Source organism: Streptomyces sp. NPDC020983, assembly GCF_044333485.1.
Taxonomy (GTDB): domain Bacteria; phylum Actinomycetota; class Actinomycetes; order Streptomycetales; family Streptomycetaceae; genus Actinacidiphila.
Genome location: NZ_JBIRRA010000014.1, coordinates 195624 through 214845, shown reverse-complemented (window position 1 = coordinate 214845; position 19222 = coordinate 195624). Strand labels below are relative to the sequence as shown.

Sequence of the window (19222 nt, the reverse complement as noted above, 5' to 3'; positions counted from 1 at the left end):
GGGGTGGCTCCGTGCGGGGGTGTCGCGGTCGTCCGCCGGTGGGGCCGCGCGCTCAGCCCGCCACCGGCCGGCGCTCCGGATCGGACCGGTCCGCTCCTTCGGGCCGGGGACGGCCCGCGCCGCCGGTGGCCGCCCGGGGGCGCAGCGGCCAGACCCAGTCGCGGAGGGGGCGCGGGGAGGAGGGTTCGGGCATCGGGGCCGGGACGAGGGCGAGCGCGAGGCCCAGGAGGAGCGAGCCGATGATGCAGTCGAGCCAGTAGTGGTTGGCCGTGCCGACCACGACGAGCATGGTCAGCGCCGGGTGCAGCAGCCACAGCCAGCGCAGGCGCGAGCGGTGGGAGGCGATGAGGCCGACCGCGATGGCGAGCGCCCAGCCCACGTGCAGGGAGGGCATCGCGGCGAACTGGTTGGCCATCGAGTGCGTCTCGGGCTTGCCGTAGACGGCGGGGCCGTAGACCGCGGCGGTGTCGACCATGCCGTCGCCGGGCAGCAGGCGCGGCGGCGCGAGGGGGAAGAGCAGGTGCCCCAGCAGCGCCAGCATCGTCTGGATGACGATCGCGCGCCGGATCCACAGGTAGTGCGCGCGCCTGCGGACGAACATGTAGCCCAGGAAGAGCACCATCGCCGGGAAGTGCACAGTGGCGTAGAGGTAGTTGGCGATGTGCACGAGCGTCTCGCTGTGCAGCAGCAGCTGCTGGACGTCGTGCTCGCTCGGCAGGTGGACCGCGCGCTCGAAGGACCACACGTGGCCGGCGTGGTGGTACGCCTCCTCGGTGTGGCCGTTGGCGACCTTGCGGCCGTACTTGTAGACGGCCTGGACGGCGAGCAGCAGGGCCAGCTCCGGGAGCAGGTGGGGGAGCCGGTCGGGGAGCGGGATGCGCGGTGGCCGGGGCAGGAGCCTCCGGGTGCCGTACGCCGCCGACGTCGCGCTCCCCATGCCCATGCCTCAGCCCCCTGCCGTTTGCCGATGCCTCCGGTGCCGTCCTGCCCCCCTCGTCTGCCCCGTCGGACCGGCACCAGTCCGGCCGCTCCCCTCCGCCCCTTGCGTCTCTGCAATGCACCGAACCCGGAACGCAAGAAACGCGCAATCTGATGAAGTTGCTCAGCAGGGACGCGAAATACTGCGCGCACGCACCTTGTGCGGCCGCTCCGGGGCGTCCTAGATTCGCCCTCACCGCCCGCCCGCGCGGGGCGGCACCCCACCCTGAGCGTCCGAGAGAATCGAGCTGTTCGATGGCGAGATGGTCAACAGGCCCGCGGCGAAGAGCCGTCGTGACGGTCGCCGCGGTCACCGCGGCCGCCGCGGCGTTCGGAGTGCTGGGCGCCGGAGCGGCGGCCGCGAGGACGCGGGCGCAGCCGCAGGGCACACCCCACGTCACCCGCGCGGCGCTCGACCCGGCGCTGACGGCCGGGCGCGGCGCGAGCGTCGGCTTCGCCGAGCAGGAGGCCGAGAACGCCGTCACCAACGGCACCGTCATCGGGCCGGGCCGGGACGCGTACACGCTGCCCGCGGAGGCGTCCGGCCGCAGCGCCGTGACACTCCGGCCCGGGCAGTACGTCGAGTTCACGCTGCCGGGCGCGGCCAACGCCGTCAACGTGCGCTACAGCATCCCGGACGCGCCCCAGGGCGGCGGGATCACCTCGCCGCTGAAGGTGCGTGTCGGCGGCACGACGAAGACCATGACGCTGACCTCGCAGTACGCCTGGCTCTACAACCTCTACCCGTTCTCGAACGACCCGGGCGCCGGCATCCTGCACCCCGACTACTGGGTCACCGAGTGCGGCTGCGTCCCGCAGGACACCACCCCGGCACCGGTCTTCGCCAAGCCCTTCAGGCCCAACCACTTCTACGACGAGCAGCGGCTGCTGCTGGGCCGCACGTACAGGGCGGGCGAGAAGGTGCGCCTGAGCGTGCCGCCGGGGGCCGCGGCCACCACCGTCGACCTCCTGGACTCGCAGCTCGTCGCACCCCCCGAGGTCGCCCCGGGCGCCGCCGACGTGCTGCTGTTCGGCGCCGACCCGACCGGGCGGCGGGACTCGGCGGGCGCGATCGAGAAGGCCGTCGCCTTCGCGCAGCGCGCCCACCGGACGGTCTACATCCCGCCGGGCACCTACCAGGTCAGCCGGCACATCGTCGTCGACCACGTCACGATCAAGGGCGCGGGCAGCTGGTACACGATCCTCAGGGGCCACCAGGTGGACCTCGCCGCGCCCGCGCCCGGGGACGGGTCCGTGCACACCGGGATCGGCTTCTACGGCAGGGACGCGGCGCAGGGCGGCAGCTCGGACGTCCACCTGTCGGGTTTCGCGATCGAGGGCGACGTCCGCGAGCGCATCGACACCGACCAGGTCAACGGCATCGGCGGCGCGCTCAGCGACTCCACGATCGACGGCCTGTACATCCAGCACACCAAGGTCGGCATGTGGTTCGACGGGCCGATGAGCAACCTGCGGATCACCGGCAACGTGATCGTCGACCAGATCGCGGACGGCATCAACTTCCACACCGGCGTGACGCGCTCGGTCATCTCGGGCAACTTCCTGCGCAACACCGGTGACGACGCGCTCGCCCTGTGGTCGGAGCGGGCCGAGGACGCGGGCAACACCGTCGACCACAACACCGTGCAGACCCCCGTCCTCGCCAACGGCATCGCCCTGTACGGCGGTACGGACAACACCGTGTCGGCGAACCTGATCGCCGACCCCGTCCGCGAGGGCAGCGCCATCCAGGTCGGCTCCCGCTTCGGTGCCGAGGCGTTCACCGGCTCGCTGAAGATCTCCGGCAACACCACCGTGCGGGCGGGCACGTACGAGCTGAACTGGAACATCGGGCTCGGCGCGATCTGGTTCTACGCGCTGGAGAAGGACATCGGCGCCGACGTCCAGGTGACCGGCGACCACTACCTCGACAGCACCTACAACGCGATCATGCTGGTCACCGACTTCCCGGTGAAGGACCGGTACGCGATCACCGGCGTGCACTTCAAGGACATCCAGGTCGACGGCACCGGCACCTCGGTGCTGAGCGCCCGGTCCGCGGGCGGCGCGACCTTCGAGAACGTCGACGCCCGCAACGTCGGGGCCGTGGGCGTCAACAACTGCGGCTCCTTCCACTTCACCCCGGCCGGCTCGGAGTTCACCGTCACCGACCTCGGCGGCAACGACGGCGGCGGCACCACCGGCCCCTGGCTCGCCCCGTGGGAGCTGCCCCGCACGATCACCTGCAACGACCGTCCGGACGTCGTGGCCCCGCCCGCCCCGTCCCCGTGGTGACGCGCCCGCGCACCTGACGCCGGCCGCCGGCCGCCCGGGTCCCCGGCACCCGGGCGGCCGGCGGCCGGCGTGCAGCCCGCCGTGACTCCCGGCGTTCACCCGGCCGCGCGCCGCGGTTCGCCGGGGCGTCGGGGCGGTGTCGCCGGGCCGGTGTGGGATGGCTCGTCGCACCCGCGCGGCGACAGGACCCGCGGGCCGGACGCCCCAGGCGCAGCGCACCACACCCCGGAGGACCCGTGTCCGCAGCCGAGACCGCAACGGCCCAGGAGAATCCCGCAGGCCCGGCGGCCGCCCGGCCGCGGCGCGCGGGCGGGCGGTGGCGCGGCCGGGCCCGGAGCAGCACGGCCCTTCGGGCGGGCGCCGCGGCGGCGGCACTGGCCTGCGTGCTCTTCTGCCTCGGCGGCCTGCTCGCCGGCAGCTACCCGCTCGGCTCGCACACCCGCAACGTCGTCGACCTCGGCAACCAGTACCTGCCCTACCACGTCTACTGGCGCAAGGTGCTGCTCGGCGGCGCCGACGGCGACCTCTTCGTCAACTGGAACTCCGGCTTCGGCACCAACTTCCTCGGTGACGTCGGCACCTACCTGAGCAGCCCCTTCGACCTCATGGTGGTGCTCTTCCCCGCCGACCGCCCGGAGCTGGCGCTCTACGTCATCACGGTCGCCAAGGTCACCGCGGCCGCGGCCGCGATGGCGGTGCTGCTGCTGCGGCTGCGCCGCGGGCCCTGGCCGCTCGCCGCGCTGCTCGGGGCCGCGTACGCGCTGTCCGGCTGGACGCTCGACAACGGCACCGTCGTCCCCATGTGGCTCGACGGCCTGCTCGCCTTCCCGCTGCTGTGCCTGGTCGGCGAGTGGGCGCGCACCGCCCGCCGCCCGGTGCTCGCCCCGCTCGTGGTGGCGCTCGCCTGGGTGTCGAACTTCTACACCGCCTACATGGCGACCCTCGGCGCCGCCGTCGTGCTGCTGGTGCGCCTGTTCACCGCCGAGGGCAGCGAGACCGCCCGCGCGCGGCTGGCCGCCCTGCTGCACGCGGCCCGCGGCATGCTCATCGGCGTGGGCCTGGCCGCCCCGCTGGTTTTGGTGGTCTACCGGGCCACCAAGGTCGCCGACCCCACCCCGGAGGTGACCTTCCAGCCCGCCGCGTGGGCGGACGTCGCCGCCCGCTTCCTGCCCGCCACCACCAGCACCGCCACCCCCGCCCTCTACATCGGCACCCCCGCGCTCGTCCTCGCGCTCGGCCTGCCCTTCAACCGGGCCGTCGCCGTACGGGTGAGGGCCTGGTGGTCGGCCGCCGCGGTGCTCGTGACGCTGTCGCTGAACTGGGAGCCCACCCACCTGGTCTGGCACGCCGGCGCCTCGCCCAACGGTGTGCCCTACCGGCAGACCTTCGTGCTGTGCGGGCTGCTGCTGATCGCCGGGTGGCTGTCCGCCGCAGGCGGGCCGCCCGCGCTGCCGGCGCTGCTCGGCGGCACCGCCCTGGTGCTGCTGATCGCGCTCGCCGGGCACGGCCGGCAGGCCGACGACCGGTGGACCTACCCCGCCTTCGCCGCCGCCCTGCTCCTGGGCCTCGCCGCCGCCGCGGCGCTGCTGGCCCGGCAGCGGTACGGATGGGGCGCGCGGGCGCTGCCGGCCGCGGCCGCGGTGCTGCTGCTGCTCGCGCAGGGCGGCGAGTCCGCGGTGTCCGCCGGCCGGGTGGTGCGGGACCAGCTCGAGGAGGTGTCCTGGACGCCGCGGCTCGGGCCGGCCCAGCAGGACATGGCCGCCGCGGTGGCCGCCCGGGACGACTGGCCGCGCTCACGCACCGACCCCGGCGACGTGCCCGGCGGCAACGACGAGCTGGTCGTCGGCGGTCAGGGCGCGGAGTACTACAGCAGCCTCACCTCCGACACCACCTCCTGGACGCTGTCCGAACTGGGCTTCGGCTACTACGCCAAGGGCCGCCACCCGGTGACGCTCGACAACCCGGTCACCGACGCGATCTTCTCCGTCGGCACCCGCATGCACTCCACCCCCACCGGGAAACCCAGCAGCACCGCGCTGCCGCGCGCCACCACGACGTCCACCACCACCCCCGTGCCGCCGCTGGTCACCGTCCGGCAGGACCTGGACCTCGCCGGGGCCGCGCCGCGGTGGACCGACTCCGCCTTCAGCAACCAGGAACTCCTGCTCGGCGCCACCGTCTACGACCAGCCGCACGTCACCCGGACCGGCACGGGCACCGGCGCCGCGCTGCTCACCGCCACCTGCGCGCCCGGCTCCCAGGTCTTCTTCTGGGCACCGCAGTTCAAGGGCACCGCGGCCCTGGGCGGCGGCGCGCCGGTGACCGTGGACGGCCACCTGCCCGCCGTGCGCGCCCCGATGGTGCCGGTCGGCGCCACGCCCGCCTCGGGCAGGGTCCAGGTCGCCCTGGGCTTCTTCGGCCACCTGCGGCTCCCGCAGCAGCCCCTCGGCTGCCTGGACCGCGGCCGCCTGACCGCCGCCGTGCAGCGGCTGACGGCCACCGGCGCGACCGCGGTGCGCGTCGACGGCCACCACCTCGCCGCCACCCTCCCCGCGGGCAGCACCGGCACGGCCCTGGTCGCCGTCCCCCGCATCGACGGCTGGAGCTGCGCGGCAGGCGACGCGGCGGCCAGGCCCGCGCGCAAGTACCTCGGCCTCGTCGCGGTGCCGCTGGACGGCCGGGCCACCACGCTGCGGTGCGACTTCACCCCGCCCGGCCTCGTCCCCGGCGGCGCCGCCGGGGGCGCCGCGCTCGTCGCACTGGCCGTCACGGGGGCGTGGTACCGGCGGGTGAACCGCCGTGCGGGAGGTGCCGGGGCACTACCCTCGGCGGCATGAGCGATCAGCACACCGATCAGCACGGCGGCCAGTTCGAGACCCTCGCCATCCACGCCGGGCAGCCCGCGGACCCGGCCACCGGCGCCGTCGTCACCCCCATCTACCAGGTGTCGACGTACAAGCAGGACGGCGTCGGGGGCCTGCGCGGCGGCTACGAGTACAGCCGGTCGGCGAACCCGACCAGGAGCGCGCTCGAAGCCAACCTCGCCGCCCTCGAAGGCGGCAGCCGCGGCCTCGCCTTCGCCTCCGGCCTGGCGGCCGAGGACTGCCTGCTGCGTACGGTCCTCGCGCCCGGCGACCACGTCGTGATCCCGAACGACGCCTACGGCGGCACCTTCCGGCTCTTCTCGCGGGTCGTGGAGCGCTGGGGGGTGTCCTGGTCGGTCGCCGACACCTCCGACGTCCAGGCCGTACGCGACGCGCTGCGCCCGCAGACCAGGCTCATCTGGGTCGAGACGCCGTCCAACCCGCTGCTGGGCGTCTCCGACATCGCCGCGCTCGCCGGGGTCGCCCGGCAGGCGGGCGTGCGGCTGGTCGTCGACAACACCTTCGCCAGCCCCTACCTCCAGCAGCCGCTGGCGCTCGGCGCGGACGTCGTCGTGCACTCCACGACCAAGTACATGGGCGGCCACTCCGACGTCGTCGGCGGCGCCCTGGTCACCTCGGACGCCACGCTCGGCGACGAACTCGCCTACCACCAGAACGCCATGGGGGCGGTGGCCGGGCCCTTCGACGCCTGGCTCGTCATGCGCGGCGTCAAGACGCTCGCGGTGCGCATGGACCGGCACAGCGCCAACGCCGCCCGCGTCGCCGAGATGCTGACCTCGCACCCGAAGGTCACCCACGTCCTCTACCCGGGCCTGCCCGAGCACCCGGGCCACGAGACCGCGGCCAAGCAGATGCGGTCCTTCGGCGGGATGGTCTCCTTCCGCGTCGCGGGCGGCGAGGAGGCGGCGGTCGAGGTGTGCAACCGGGCCGAGCTGTTCACCCTGGGCGAGTCGCTGGGCGGCGTCGAGTCGCTCATCGAGCACCCCGGCCGGATGACGCACGCCTCGGCGGCGGGCTCCGCGCTGGAGGTGCCCGCGGACCTGGTACGGCTGTCGGTCGGCATCGAATCCGCCGACGACCTGCTGGCCGACCTCACGCAGGCGCTCGGCTGAGCCCCTTCACCCCGACGGCGGGCGGGGCAGGCGCGCCGGCAGCAGTGCCGCCTGCCCCCACCACGTGCCGTCGCCGGTGCCACCGCCGCTGCCGCCCGGGTCGTCCGGCCAGAACATGACCGCGAGCACGATCCCGGCGGCCACCGCCGCCGCCAGCAGCACCCACAGCGCGCGCAGCAGCACCCGGCGGCGGCGGACCGTACGCCGTCCCCGCGCGACGGCCTGCGCGACCAGGCCGGCGGGCACGATCGGGTGCGGGGTGTCCAGCAGCCTGCGCACCTCGTCGTCGCGCCGGTTGCGCGCCGGGCTCAACGGGCTGCCCCGTGCATCTCGGTGCGCGGGCGGGTACCTCCCGGGGGGCCGCCGCCCGGGCGGGCCCCGCCGGCGCCGCGGGGCGGCGGGCCCGGCGGGCGGCTGCGCAAGGTGGCGGCCGCGCGGGCGCAGAGGGCCCGCACCCGGTCGGGCGGCAGGCCCAGCTGCGCGGCGGCCTGCTCCTCGGCGACACCCTCGAAGTAGCGCATCGTGACGACCATCCGCTCCTGCGGGGTCAGCCGCTCCAGCACCCCGCCGCGCGGCCTGCGCCAGAACGGGCGGCACGCGAAGCGCCGCACCAGCTCGGTACGGGCCTGGTCGTAGGGGTCGTCGGAGCGTATCCGCAGCCAGTCCGCGTACGTACGGGCCAGGGTCGCGGTGAGCAGCCGCTCGGCCTGCTCGCGGTCGCCGGTGAGCAGGGTCGCGGTGTGCAGCAGCCGTCCTGCGGCCCCGGCGGTGAACGCCGCGAACTCGGCGTCCCGTCGGGTCTCGGCAGCCGCCCGGCGCTTCCCCACGCGGCCATGGGACGGCAAGCGGGTGTTCCGGGTCAAGACCCCTGCCCTCCCCCCTTGCGCCCGGCTCGCGCCGGGCTCGCCCTCACGGCCGGCTCACGCCCCGGCGGCCCCGCCCGCACCGCTGGCCGCGCCCTGGACCTCCGGGTCGTCGTCGCCGCGGCTCAGCCCGGCGTGCCAGTCGGCGAGCCCGGCGTTGAAGCGGATGAGCAGGGCGGTGAACAGCTCCCGCTCCTGGTCCGTCCAGCCCTCGGTGACCTGGGCCATGAGCCGGCGGCGCGAGTCGCGTACGTCGTCCAGCCGGGCCCGGCCGCGCGGGGAGACCGCGAGCACCACGGCCCGCCCGTCGTCCGGGTGGGACGTGCGCTTGACCAGGCCGGTGTCGACCAGCGGGGCCACCTGCCGGGTGACCGTCGAGGAGTCGATGCCCATGGACTCCGCGAGCGCCTTGACGCCCATCGGGCCCTCCCGGTCGAGCCGGTTGAGCAGCAGGTAGGCGGCGCGGTCCATGGAGTTGCGGGCCTTGCCTACGCCGCCGAGCCGGGTCTGCTCGGCGCGGCGCGCGAAGAGGGCCACCTGGTGCTGGAGGCGCTCCAGGAGTTCGGTCGAGGTCTCCGTCGGATTGGACATGACCTTGAAGCTCGCGTTCTGTCGATTCAACAAGAGGGATGAGTGCTGCCGGGGGCCGCGGGCGCCGGGGCGGGGACGCGGGTGGTACGGGTCGTGCGGTGGATCGTACGGAGGATAAGAGGCTCGAAGGGGCGTGAAGTTGGGATGAAGAGTACGCGGCCGGGCCGCCGCAGTGACCCCGCACGCACAAACCGCAACCGGGTCCTGACCCTGCCGTGCGGCCCGCGGCGCATCCCTGCCCCCGGGCGTGTCCTCCTCCCCTGCGCGCCCCGTGCGTGACCGGCTGCGAGACTGGTGCCATGGACCGACCGGTTTCCGCCGCGCCCCACCCGATCACCCTCGACGACGTGCGCGGCGCCCACAAGATGCTCTCCGGCGTGGCCCGGATGACCGCGCTGGAAAGCAGCCGGCATCTGTCGTCCCTCATCGGCTCGCCCGTCCACCTCAAGTGCGAGAACCTCCAGCGCACGGGCTCCTTCAAGATCCGCGGCGCGTACGTGCGGATCGCCGGCCTGCGGCCCGAGGAGCGCGCGGCCGGAGTGGTCGCGGCCAGCGCCGGCAACCACGCGCAGGGCGTCGCGCTCGCGGCCTCGCTGCTCGGGGTGCGCTCGACCGTCTTCATGCCGGTCGGCGCCCCGCTGCCGAAGGTGGCCGCGACGCGCGACTACGGGGCCGAGGTGCGGCTGCACGGCACGGTCGTGGACGAGACGCTGCAGGCCGCGACGCGCTACGCGGAGGAGACCGGCGCGGTCTTCATCCACCCCTTCGACCACCCCGACATCATCGCCGGGCAGGGCACGGTGGGCCTGGAGATCCTGGAGCAGTGCCCCGAGGTGCGCACCATCGTGGTGGGCATCGGCGGCGGCGGCATCGCGGCGGGCGTCGCGGTCGCCGTGAAGGCGCTGCGGCCGGACGTGCGGATCGTCGGTGTGCAGGCGGCGGGCGCCGCGGCCTACCCGCCCTCGCTCCAGGCGGGCCGCCCCGTCGCGCTCGGCCAGGTCGCCACGATGGCCGACGGCATCATGGTCGGCCGCCCCGGCGACGTACCGTTCGCGCTGATCAGGGACCTGGTCGACGAGGTCGTGACGGTGTCGGAGGACGACCTGTCGTCGGCGCTGCTGCTGTGCCTGGAGCGGGCCAAGCTGGTCGTCGAGCCGGCCGGGGCGAGCCCGGTCGCGGCGCTGCTGGCCGCGCCGGACGCCTTCGAGGGGCCGGTCGTCGCCGTGCTGTCGGGCGGCAACGTCGACCCGCTGCTGCTCCAGCGCATCCTGCGGCACGGCATGTCCGCCGCGGGCCGCTACCTGTCGCTGCGGCTGCGGCTGACGGACCGGCCGGGGGCGCTCGCGACGCTCCTGGGGGTGTTGTCAGTGGTCGACGCTAACGTGCTCGACGTCAGTCATGTGCGGACCGACCCGCGGCTCGGGCTCACCGAGGCGGAGGTCGAACTGCACCTGGAGACCAAGGGTCCCGAGCACTGCGCCGCGGTCGGCGCGGCGCTGGAGGACGCCGGGTACGTGGTGATCGCCTGACCCCGCACGGTCCCGCCGACGGCGCGCGTATCGGGGTTGACGCGATATATCGCGTCTGGCATTCTCGCGGTGTATCGCGAGAGTGCCGCTCCGGCCGTCCGCCTGCCGATGAGTTTCGGCCGGCCGACCGGTCGTACAGCCGTACAAGCCAACCAGCCAGTCGCAGCCCTCGGGGCACCACGGGGGCTCACGCACCAAGAGCAGGGACGGGAGCGAAAAGATGCCGGGCGCCATCCATGCCGAAGGTCTGGTCAAGACCTTCGGCGATGTCAGGGCACTGGGGGGAGTGGACCTCGACGTGCCGGAAGGCACGGTCCTCGGTCTGCTCGGACCCAACGGGGCGGGGAAGACCACCGCCGTCCGCGTCCTGACCACCCTTCTGCAGCCGGACAGCGGCACCGCGACCGTTGCCGGCATCGACGTGGTCAAGCACCCCAACGAGGTCCGCCGCCACATCGGGCTGTCGGGCCAGTTCGCCGCCGTCGACGAGTTCCTCACCGGCCGGGAGAACCTCCAGATGGTCGGCGAGCTCTACCAGCTCAGCGCCAAGGCCGCCCGGCGGCGGGCCGACGAGCTGCTGGAGCGCTTCAACCTCGCCGACGCGGCCAACCGCATCTCCAAGACCTACTCCGGCGGCATGCGCCGCCGGCTGGACCTGGCCGCCGCCCTCGTGGTCAGCCCGCCGGTGATGTTCATGGACGAGCCGAGCACCGGCCTCGACCCGCGCAACCGCCAGCAGCTGTGGGAGGTCATGGAGGACCTGGTCGCGGGCGGCACCACCATGCTGCTCACGACGCAGTACCTGGAGGAGGCCGACCACCTCGCCCACGACATCTGCGTCATCGACCACGGGCAGGTCATCGCGCGCGGCACCTCCGACCAGCTCAAGGCGCAGACGGGCGGCGAGCGCGTCGAGGTCGTCGTGCACGACCGCGAGCGCATCGAGGACGCCGCCCGCTCCCTGCGCCAGCACGGCAAGGGCGACGCCAAGATCGAGCAGCACACCCGCAAGATCACCATCCCGATCACCGGCGGCGCCAAGCTGCTCGCCGAGGTCATCCGCGACCTGGACGCGCAGGGCATCGAGATCGACGACATCGGCCTGCGCCGCCCGACGCTCGACGACGTCTTCATCTCGCTCACCGGCCACGCCGCCGAGGAGCCCCGGAACGGGGAGGACGACGAGGAGCCCGGATCCGGCACCGTGACCGGCACCCCCGGCGGCACTGTGAAGGAGGGCGCCAAGTGAGCGCGACGACCGAGACCCCGCAGCTGACCCTCGCGCCCAAGCCGCGCGGCGGCATCGCGCAGTCCGCACACGACTCGCTCGTCGTGGCCAAGCGCAACCTGCTGCGGATGATGCGCATCCCCGAGGTCGTGATCTTCGGCCTCGTCCAGCCGATCATGTTCGTGGTGCTGTTCAGCTACGTCTTCGGCGGCTCCGTCGCCGTCGGCGGCTCGCTGAGCCCCAACGCCTACCGCAACTTCCTCATGGCGGGCATCTTCGCGCAGACGGTCACCTTCGCCACCGCGGGGGCCGGCGCGGGTATCGCCGACGACATGAGCAAGGGCCTCGTCGACCGCTTCCGCTCGCTGCCGATGTCCCGCGGCGCCGTCCTCACCGGCCGCACGCTCGCCGACCTGGTGCAGACCGCGCTCACCGTCGTCGTGCTCGCCTGCGTCGGCCTGCTGGTCGGCTGGCGCATCCACAACGGCGTGCCGAGGATGTTCGGCGCGTTCGCGCTGCTGCTGCTCCTGGGCTACGCCTTCTCCTGGATCGGCGCGCTCATCGGCCTGTCCGTGCGCAGCCCGGAGGCGGCCACGTCCGGCGGCCTGATCTGGCTCTTCCCGGTCACCTTCGTCTCCAACGCCTTCGTGGACTCCTCGCAGATGCCGGGCTGGCTCCAGCCCGTCGCGGACTGGAACCCGTTCAGCGCCACCGTCCAGGCCTGCCGCGTGCTCTTCGGCAACCCGGGCGTCAGCCAGTCCAGCGCCTGGCCGATGGAGCACCCGGTGTGGGCGTCGCTCATCTGGTCGGTGGTCATCATCGCCGTCTTCCGCACCTGGGCGGTCCACAAGTACCGCTCCGCGACCGCCTGACGGCCGTCCGCGGACCGTACGGACCACGGGGGCGTACGGCCCGCGGACAGCACGGGGCCCCCGGCGGCACGTCCGCCGGGGGCCCGTTCGCGTATGCCGTCAGCCCCGGTAGGGCTTGACCTCCAGGATCTTCACCGACGCCGTCTTGCCGTTCGGCAGCTCGTACGTGGCGTCGTCGCCGGCCCGCTTGCCCGCCACACCCCGGCCCAGCGGCGACTGCGGCGAATACGTCTCCAGGTCGCTGGAGATACCCTCGCGCGAGCCCAGCAGGAAGGTCAGGGTGTCGTCCGGGTCGCCGTCGAAGGCGATCGTGACCACCATGCCCGGGGCGACGATGCCGTCGTCCGCCGGGGCCTCGCCGACCTTCGCCGTCTCCAGGATCTGGGTGAGCTGCCGGATGCGCAGCTCCAGCTTGCCCTGGTCCTCGCGCGCCGCGTGGTAACCGGCGTTCTCCTTGAGATCGCCTTCCTGACGGGCTTCCTCGATCTTGGCGACGATCTCGGCGCGCGCCGGACCAGACAGTTGCTCCAGCTCGGCCTTGAGCTGGTCGTACGCCGCCTGAGTCAGCCAGGTGACGTTGTCGCTGGTCTGGGTCACAGAGTGCTCCTCGTCGGTACTGTCGTGAAGAATTGCATTGCCACCGGTAGCCGGGACGAAACCACGAGCCTAACAATTACGGGCGACGGACGGGAGCGGATAAGTCCGCGCAACGCGTCAGAAAGGCGTCATGGCCGGACGTCGCGGGCGGGCGGTCCGGCGGGGGCGGGCCGGGCCTGTCAGCTGCCGGAGGGCGTACTGCAGCCGAGCAGCTCGCCGGTCTCCCCGCGGGCGGTGGTACGTACCGTGACCACCGTGTCCACCTGCTTCGCGTGCCGGTCGATGCGGACGTCCTTGCGGCCGACCTCGTTGTGGTCGGCGTCCACCGAGCGCAGCGTGCACACCGTGACGGCGTCCTCGCCCTTGTGGACCTCCAGGTGGATCTGCACCTCCTGGTCGGACACCGCCTCGAAGGCCACCACCTGCGCGCTGACCTTGTCACCCGAGAGCGTGGCGTAGCCGTACCAGCCCACTCCGGCCGCGACGAGCACGCCCGCCACGACCGCCGCGATCCGCAGCCTGCGGTCCGCGCGCGCGTCGGCGCCGGGCCCGTAGCGGCCCGCGGGCGGGGTCGGGCCCGGGGTGCCGGCCGTACCGGCCTGTACAGCCGTCATGATCGTCACTCCCGTTCTCCGGCCGCGGAATTATTGGTCCCCCCGCTCGGTCACTATAGGAGGCGTGCCCCCTCCGCCGACCGAGGGGGTTCAACGGATCACCGGACTTTGAGGACAGCAGCCTTGACTGAGCAGCTTCGACTGATGGCCGTACACGCTCACCCCGACGACGAGTCGAGCAAGGGTGCCGCCACGATGGCCAAGTACGTGTCAGAGGGGGTGGACGTCCTGGTGGCCACCTGTACCGGGGGCGAGCGCGGCTCCGTCCTCAACCCCAAACTCCAGGGTGACACCTACATCGAGGAGAACATCCACGAGGTGCGGGCCCGCGAGATGGACCTGGCCCGCGAGATCCTGGGCGTCAAGCAGGCCTGGCTCGGCTTCGTCGACTCCGGCCTTCCCGAGGGCGACCCGCTGCCCCCGCTGCCCGAGGGCTGCTTCGGCCTCCAGGACGTCGACGAGGCGGCCGGCGCGCTCGTGAAGCTGATCCGGGAATTCCGCCCGCACGTCATCACCACCTACGACGAGAACGGCGGCTACCCGCACCCCGACCACATCATGACCCACAAGATCAGCATGGTCGCGTTCGACGCCGCGGGCGACCCCGGGCGCTACCCGGAGGCCGGCGAGCCCTGGACCCCGCTCAAGCTCTACTACAACCAGGGCTTCAACAAGCCCCGCACCCTCGCCCTGCACGAGGCCCTGGAAGCGCGCGGCCTGGAGTCCCCCTACGGGGAGTGGCTCAAGCGCTGGGAGGAGTTCGCCCGCCCCGAGCGCAACATCTCCACCCACGTGCCCTGCGCGGAGTTCTTCGAGATCCGCGACAAGGCGCTGCTCGCGCACGCCACCCAGATCGACCCGGACGGCGGCTGGTTCCGCGTCCCGATGGACCTCCAGAAGGAGGTCTGGCCCTACGAGGACTACGAGCTCGCGAAGTCCCGCGTCGACGTCTCGCTCCCCGAGGACGACCTCTTTGCAGGGATCCGGGAGGCCTAGGCGACAATGGGGGGCGTGACTGCATCCCAGGCCTCCCACGCCTTCTCCGGCCATCCCCTGGTCCACCTTGCCGAGGTGAACCAGGACAAGGTGACACCGGGGCTCCTCGGATTCGTGATCTTCGCCGCGATCGCCGCGGGGCTGTGGCTCCTCATGAAGAACATGGGCAAGCAGATGAAGAAGATCGACTTCGAGGAGCAGCCGGCCCCTCCGGCCGCCGACCGCCCGGCCACCCCGGCCCCCAGGACCCCGGGGTCCTGACCCCGCCGGAGCCGCCCTCCGCGGGAGGCGGCCGCGTTTCCGGGCTCTCCCGGGCCTCCCGGGGCTTCCCCGGTTTTCCGGGTTTCCCCGGAGGGCCGCTTCCGGCCCGGAGAGCGGTCCGGCCCGGACCCCCGGCCGGCCGGGCGGTTCCCCACGCCCCGAGACGTGCCCGGCCGCGTCCCCGAAGCGCTCGCCGGGCGCGGGCGTGCCGCGGCCGCTAGACGGGGACGGCCATGACCATGCGCGCCGCGCGCCCCGGGGTCATCGTCAGGCGCCACGCCTCCCAGGGATCGCCCTCGGAGACGGAGCCGCGCTCCAGGAGGACCGCGTACGCCGCAACGTAGCCGTCGAGGTCGTGATCGCGCCCCGGGTACGGATCGCGCCCGGCGAGGGCGCGCAGATCCGCGAGAGCCTGCTCCGCCCCCTCCGGGGACAGCAGCGGGAGGACGGTCGCGCGCAGGAAGACCGCCCAGTCCAGGCCGCGCCGGTCGCCGAGCGAGGCGAAGAGCCCGTGCGCCTCGTCCAGCAGGTTCAGCGCCTCGACCAGCCGCTCGTTGCCCGCGTCGATGACCGCCAGCTCCACGCAGCACCACGCCTCGCCGTGCTCGACGCCGATCCGGCGGAAGTCCTGCCGGGCGTCCTGGAGGAGCTGCCGGGCGAAGCCGCTGTTGCGCAGGTTCCCGGTACGGGCGGCGCGCTGGTCGCGGGTGACGCGGGCGGAGTTGTGCCGGGCGCACGCCAGCCCGTACACGTCCCGCATCCGCGAGAACATCGACCGGGAGCGCTCCAGGGTGCGCAGGGCCGCGTCCGTGCTGCCGCTCTCCTCCAGGGCCAGGCCCAGGTAGTACAGCGACCAGGCCTCGCCGCGGGCGTCCTCGCTCGCCCGGTGCCGCTGCACGGCCGCGTCGAGGTCGGCGGACGCCTCGCGGGCCTCGCCGCGCAGCAGCCGGGCGCGGGCGAGCTGGGTCGTCGTCCAGGCGGTGCCGCGCGGGTCGCGGGCCTGCGCGTAGGCCTGGCCCGCGGCCCGCAGCTCGCGCTCGCCCCGGTCGAGACGGCCGAGCAGCAGGTACACCTGGCCCAGCTGGAGGTGCGCCCACGCCTGGCCCTGCACGCTCTCGTTCGCGCGGTGCAGCTCCAGCGACTCGTGCAGCAGCTCCAGCGCGCCCGCGAGCTGGCCCATGTCGCGCAGCACCGCGGCCAGCGCGTGCATCGTCCAGGCCCGGTCCTCCTCCAGCTCCGGGGTCTGCTGGATCGCCAGCGCCTCGCGCAGCTTCGTCTCCGCCTCGCGCAGGTTGCCCTGGTGGTGCAGCGTGATGCCGAGACTGTCCAGCGCGCGGGCGGCGCCCGCCGGGTGCTGCGCCTCGAAGTACAGGTCCACCACCGTGCTCAGCGTCGACTTCGCGCGGTCCAGCTCGCCGAGCTGCCGGGCCGCGATGCCCGTACGCCACTGCACCGAGCGCACCAGCACCGAACGGTCCTCGTCCTGGCCGTCCCGGGCCGTCCTGGTCTGCTGCGCCTGCGCCAGCTCGCTGATCTCGCCCAGCCGGTAGAGGTCGCCGCGCAGCAGGCAGTAGTCGCACAGCGCCCCGAGCAGCGACTGCACCGCCGCCCGGTCCACGCCCTCGGTCTCGCGCAGCGCCGCCGTGATGAAGCTGGACTCCTCGTCCAGCCAGCGCAGCGCCGACTCCAGCGACGCGAAGCCGTGCTGCCCGAAGCGCCCGGCACGCGTCGAGGTCTTGCCCTCCACCAGCCGCACCACCGTGTTGGCCAGGTCGGCGTAAGAGATGATCAGCCGCTCCTGGGCGGCCGCCCGCTCCACCGGATCCTCCTCGTCCAGCAGCCGCGCGGCCGCGAAGGCGCGCACCAGGTCGTGCGGACGGTAGCGGCTGCCGCGCACGTGGTCCACGAGCCCGGCCGCCGCCAGCTCGTCGAGCCGCCGGGCCGCCTCCTGGTCGTCGGTGGCCAGCAGCGCCGCCGCTGCCGCCGCGCCGAAGCTGGCCCGCCCGGCCAGCGCGAGCCGCCGCAGCAGGCGGCGGTTGGGCTCCGGCTGGTCGTGGTAGCGCAGCGCCAGTACCCGGTCCACCGCCGGCAGCGGCCCGAACACCTCGATGTCGGCCACGAGCCGGTCGTAGCCCTGGTGGTCGGCCAGCGCCGCGCCGGCGATCCGCAGCGCCAGGGGCAGGCCCGCGCACAGCGCGCCGATCCGCTCGGCCTGCGCCGCGTCCGGCGCCTCCAGCCCGCCGGCCTCGGCCAGCCGGCCCAGCAGCGCCTGTGTGCCGGCGGGCGGCAGGGGGCCCACCGCCCGGTGGTGGACCCGCGCGTCCGGCAGGTCCAGCTCCAGCGGCTCGCGGGCGGTCACCAGCACCAGGCTCTCCGAACGCTCCGGCACCAGGGCGCGCACCTGCGCGGCGTCGGTGGCGTCGTCCAGCACGATCACCACCGGCACGCCGGTGAGGTGCTGCTGGTACGTCTCGCTGAGCCGGCGCAGGTGCTGCTGGTTCTCCTGGCCGCTCTGGGCGCTCTCGGCGCCCGCGCCCGGGCCCGCTTGGGCGCCCGCGCCTGCTTGGCCGCCCGGGCCCGGGCCCGGGCCCGGGACCGCCTGGCCGCTCTGGCTGTCCTGGCGGTTCTGCCGGTCGCGGAAGAGCAGTTGCTCGCGCGGCGCGCCCAGCCGGTTGAGCAGGTGCAGCAGTGCGTCGCGCGTCGGGAGCGCCGCACGCGACTCGTCCGCGCCGCGCAGGTCCACCACGCACGCGCCGCGGAACTGGTCCTTCAACTGCCGCGCCGCACGCACCGCGAGGGACGTGCGGCCGCTGCCCGGCTCGCCGTGCAGGACCACCACGGTGGGCTGCACGGCGACATGGGCGCGGGCCTGCTGCACGGCACGCGTGATGAACGCGAGGTCCTCCTCGCGGCCCGTGAAGGGGCCGTCGGCAAGGGGGAGCTGGCCGAACGACTGGTCCAGCACGGCCCGGGTGCGGGCCGCGGCACTGCGGTCGCCCCCGGCGCGGCGGCCCTTCGGCAGCTCCGACGCGGTGCGGACGAGCTGCACCAGGGGGGTCGACTTCTTCGCGGCGGTGGCGGCGGGCCCTGGCTTCGACGGGCCGGTGCGGGTGCCGCTGCCGCTGCCGCTGGGGGTGGGGGCGGGTCTGGTGCCGGTGCCGGCGGTGCCGCTGCGGACGGTGCCGCCGCCCGCTTCCACGGAAGACCCGGCCTCCTCGGCCGCCTCCGGCTCCGCAACCGCCGCGGCTTCGAGGAACGGGCGGATACCGCGGCGCTCCAGGGCCGCGAGCCACAGGAGCCGCAGCTGCTCCGCGCCGCCGGGCGCGGTGCGCTCCTCGGCGCTCGCCGCCCGGCGGGCCGCCCGGCCGCGGGCCGCCGCCGTGCCCAGCGCCGCGACACCGGCCGCTCCGACCGCCGCGCCCGTCGCCAGGGCCGCGCCCACGGACAGGCCCTGACCCACGTCCACGCCGAACGCCGTCAGCGCGGCCACGCCGGTCGCCACGCCGCCCGCCGTCCGCCCGCCCGCGCCGCCCGCCCCGCGCGGAGCCGGCCGCCCCGCCGGGTGCGCCTCCACCGCCCGCCGGTACGCGGCGTACTCGCCCGCCGCCGCCCCGACGATCTCGTCGAACCGCTCCCGCGCGGCGCGCACCTCCGGCGCGGTGTCCGCGGCTCCCAGCTCCGCCGCCACCCGCGCCAACAGCCGCTCCGCGGCCACGCGGTCCGTCTCCCGCAGCGCGATACGTGCCTCCGGCACAGCGTCCTCCCCCGGATGGTTGGTCGAATGGTGTTCGTGCCCGCCCACGATGCGCGTCAAGCGCTTCGCTCGGGCCCTAATTCGTCCCAACTCTGTTACGCGGTAACGGTTCGGGGTAGGCACGGGGGTTCGCTGCGGCCCATTTTTGCGCGGCGGGGGGTGCGTGGTGCGGTGGCCCGCGGCCTTGCGGTGGGTGGGGGGTTGCTCGCGCCGTTCCCCGCGCCCCTGGGGGTGCGGCTTGGGGTGGGCGGTTCGCCGTTCGCCCGGTGGGGGCTGGTCGCGGGGTTCCCCGCGGGTCTTTTGCGCTGCGGGGTGCCTGGTGCGGTTCGCCGCGCGATCTTGCGGTGGGTGGTGGGTTGCTCGCGCAGTTCCCCGCGCCCCTGGGTTGCCCGGCGGGGCATCGCGCTGTCCGTGCGGGGGTGGGGTCGGGTGCCACTCCGGGGGTACCTCCTCGGAATGCGCGTCTGACCTCTCCCTGAGTTGGTGGGCGGCGGGGTGCGCATTCCTGCGGGGGCACCCCCGGATCGTCCCCCTCCCGGGCCGGTGTGGCGGCTGCCTGCCGGTGGGGGTGAAGTCTCCGCAGGGACTGCGGTTCGCCCCCGACGGCGGCGCACCCCCACGAGAAGGCCGTCAGCCGACGTCGTATC

At 74.3% G+C, this 19222-nt stretch carries 15 protein-coding genes; 8 read left to right on the top strand and 7 right to left on the bottom strand.

From position 1 onward, the window contains the following. Window positions 1–52 precede the first annotated feature (52 nt). Window positions 53–943: a phosphatase PAP2 family protein gene (locus ACH4SE_RS28470; protein ID WP_398546353.1), complete on the bottom strand. Its 891-nt coding sequence runs from the start codon at window positions 941–943 to the stop codon at window positions 53–55. Between the two features lie 290 nt (window positions 944–1233). Here ACH4SE_RS28470 and ACH4SE_RS28465 point away from each other — a divergent pair, with 290 nt between their 5' ends. The 3 genes from ACH4SE_RS28465 to ACH4SE_RS28455 all read left to right on the top strand — a co-directional run bounded on the left by ACH4SE_RS28465 (window position 1234) and on the right by ACH4SE_RS28455 (window position 7270). After that, on the top strand, window positions 1234–3273 hold the full coding sequence (locus ACH4SE_RS28465) for a glycosyl hydrolase family 28-related protein (RefSeq protein ID WP_398546352.1): 2040 nt from the start codon (window positions 1234–1236) through the stop codon (window positions 3271–3273). 236 nt (window positions 3274–3509) lie between these two features. Beyond that, window positions 3510–6110 carry a YfhO family protein gene (locus ACH4SE_RS28460; protein WP_398546351.1) on the top strand — a complete coding sequence of 867 codons (2601 nt, stop codon included), beginning with the start codon at window positions 3510–3512 and terminating at the stop codon, window positions 6108–6110. After that, entirely contained in the window at window positions 6107–7270 is a 1164-nt protein-coding gene (locus ACH4SE_RS28455; protein WP_398546350.1) for a cystathionine gamma-synthase, read from the top strand. Before ACH4SE_RS28460 ends, ACH4SE_RS28455 begins: the two co-directional genes overlap by 4 nt. A 6-nt stretch (window positions 7271–7276) precedes the next feature. Here ACH4SE_RS28455 and ACH4SE_RS28450 read toward each other — a convergent pair whose 3' ends face one another. The 3 genes from ACH4SE_RS28450 to ACH4SE_RS28440 all read right to left on the bottom strand — a co-directional run bounded on the left by ACH4SE_RS28450 (window position 7277) and on the right by ACH4SE_RS28440 (window position 8724). Further along, window positions 7277–7582 carry a hypothetical protein gene (locus ACH4SE_RS28450; RefSeq protein ID WP_398546349.1) on the bottom strand — a complete coding sequence of 102 codons (306 nt, stop codon included), beginning with the start codon at window positions 7580–7582 and terminating at the stop codon, window positions 7277–7279. Then, window positions 7579–8097 (bottom strand): sigma factor-like helix-turn-helix DNA-binding protein, encoded by a 519-nt coding sequence (locus ACH4SE_RS28445; RefSeq protein WP_398546348.1) that lies wholly within the window; start codon window positions 8095–8097, stop codon window positions 7579–7581. The genes ACH4SE_RS28450 and ACH4SE_RS28445 overlap by 4 nt, the downstream gene beginning before the upstream one ends. Window positions 8098–8190: 93 nt before the next feature. After that, window positions 8191–8724: a MarR family winged helix-turn-helix transcriptional regulator gene (locus ACH4SE_RS28440; RefSeq protein WP_398546347.1), complete on the bottom strand. Its 534-nt coding sequence runs from the start codon at window positions 8722–8724 to the stop codon at window positions 8191–8193. A gap of 299 nt (window positions 8725–9023) precedes the next feature. Between ACH4SE_RS28440 and ilvA the strand changes: the two genes are divergently transcribed. The 3 genes from ilvA (at window position 9024) to ACH4SE_RS28425 (ending at window position 12353) form a co-directional block, all read left to right on the top strand. After that, window positions 9024–10253, top strand: a complete 1230-nt coding sequence (gene ilvA, locus ACH4SE_RS28435) for a threonine ammonia-lyase (protein WP_398546346.1) — start codon at window positions 9024–9026, stop codon at window positions 10251–10253. 220 nt (window positions 10254–10473) lie between these two features. Beyond that, a complete protein-coding gene (locus ACH4SE_RS28430) occupies window positions 10474–11502 on the top strand; it encodes an ATP-binding cassette domain-containing protein (protein WP_398546345.1) in 1029 nt (342 codons plus the stop codon). Further along, window positions 11499–12353, top strand: a complete 855-nt coding sequence (locus tag ACH4SE_RS28425) for an ABC transporter permease (RefSeq protein WP_398546344.1) — start codon at window positions 11499–11501, stop codon at window positions 12351–12353. Before ACH4SE_RS28430 ends, ACH4SE_RS28425 begins: the two co-directional genes overlap by 4 nt. A gap of 99 nt (window positions 12354–12452) precedes the next feature. Here ACH4SE_RS28425 and greA read toward each other — a convergent pair whose 3' ends face one another. Beyond that, window positions 12453–12950 (bottom strand): transcription elongation factor GreA, encoded by a 498-nt coding sequence (greA, locus tag ACH4SE_RS28420; RefSeq protein ID WP_398546343.1) that lies wholly within the window; start codon window positions 12948–12950, stop codon window positions 12453–12455. Between the two features lie 179 nt (window positions 12951–13129). Then, window positions 13130–13564, bottom strand: coding sequence for a DUF4307 domain-containing protein (locus tag ACH4SE_RS28415; RefSeq protein ID WP_398546342.1), 435 nt, complete (start codon window positions 13562–13564; stop codon window positions 13130–13132). 123 nt (window positions 13565–13687) lie between these two features. Here ACH4SE_RS28415 and mca point away from each other — a divergent pair, with 123 nt between their 5' ends. Together mca and ACH4SE_RS28405 are read left to right on the top strand one after the other, a co-directional pair. Then, a complete protein-coding gene (gene mca, locus ACH4SE_RS28410) occupies window positions 13688–14560 on the top strand; it encodes a mycothiol conjugate amidase Mca (RefSeq protein WP_398546341.1) in 873 nt (290 codons plus the stop codon). A 15-nt stretch (window positions 14561–14575) separates the two neighbouring features. Continuing rightward, window positions 14576–14821, top strand: a complete 246-nt coding sequence (locus tag ACH4SE_RS28405; protein ID WP_398546340.1) for a hypothetical protein — start codon at window positions 14576–14578, stop codon at window positions 14819–14821. Between the two features lie 217 nt (window positions 14822–15038). On the opposite strand, the gene ACH4SE_RS28400 is transcribed toward ACH4SE_RS28405, so the two are convergent. Next, the gene (locus ACH4SE_RS28400) at window positions 15039–18575 is read right to left on the bottom strand and encodes a tetratricopeptide repeat protein (RefSeq protein ID WP_398546339.1); all 3537 of its coding nucleotides are present in this window, start codon (window positions 18573–18575) and stop codon (window positions 15039–15041) included. Window positions 18576–19222: the final 647 nt, after the last annotated feature.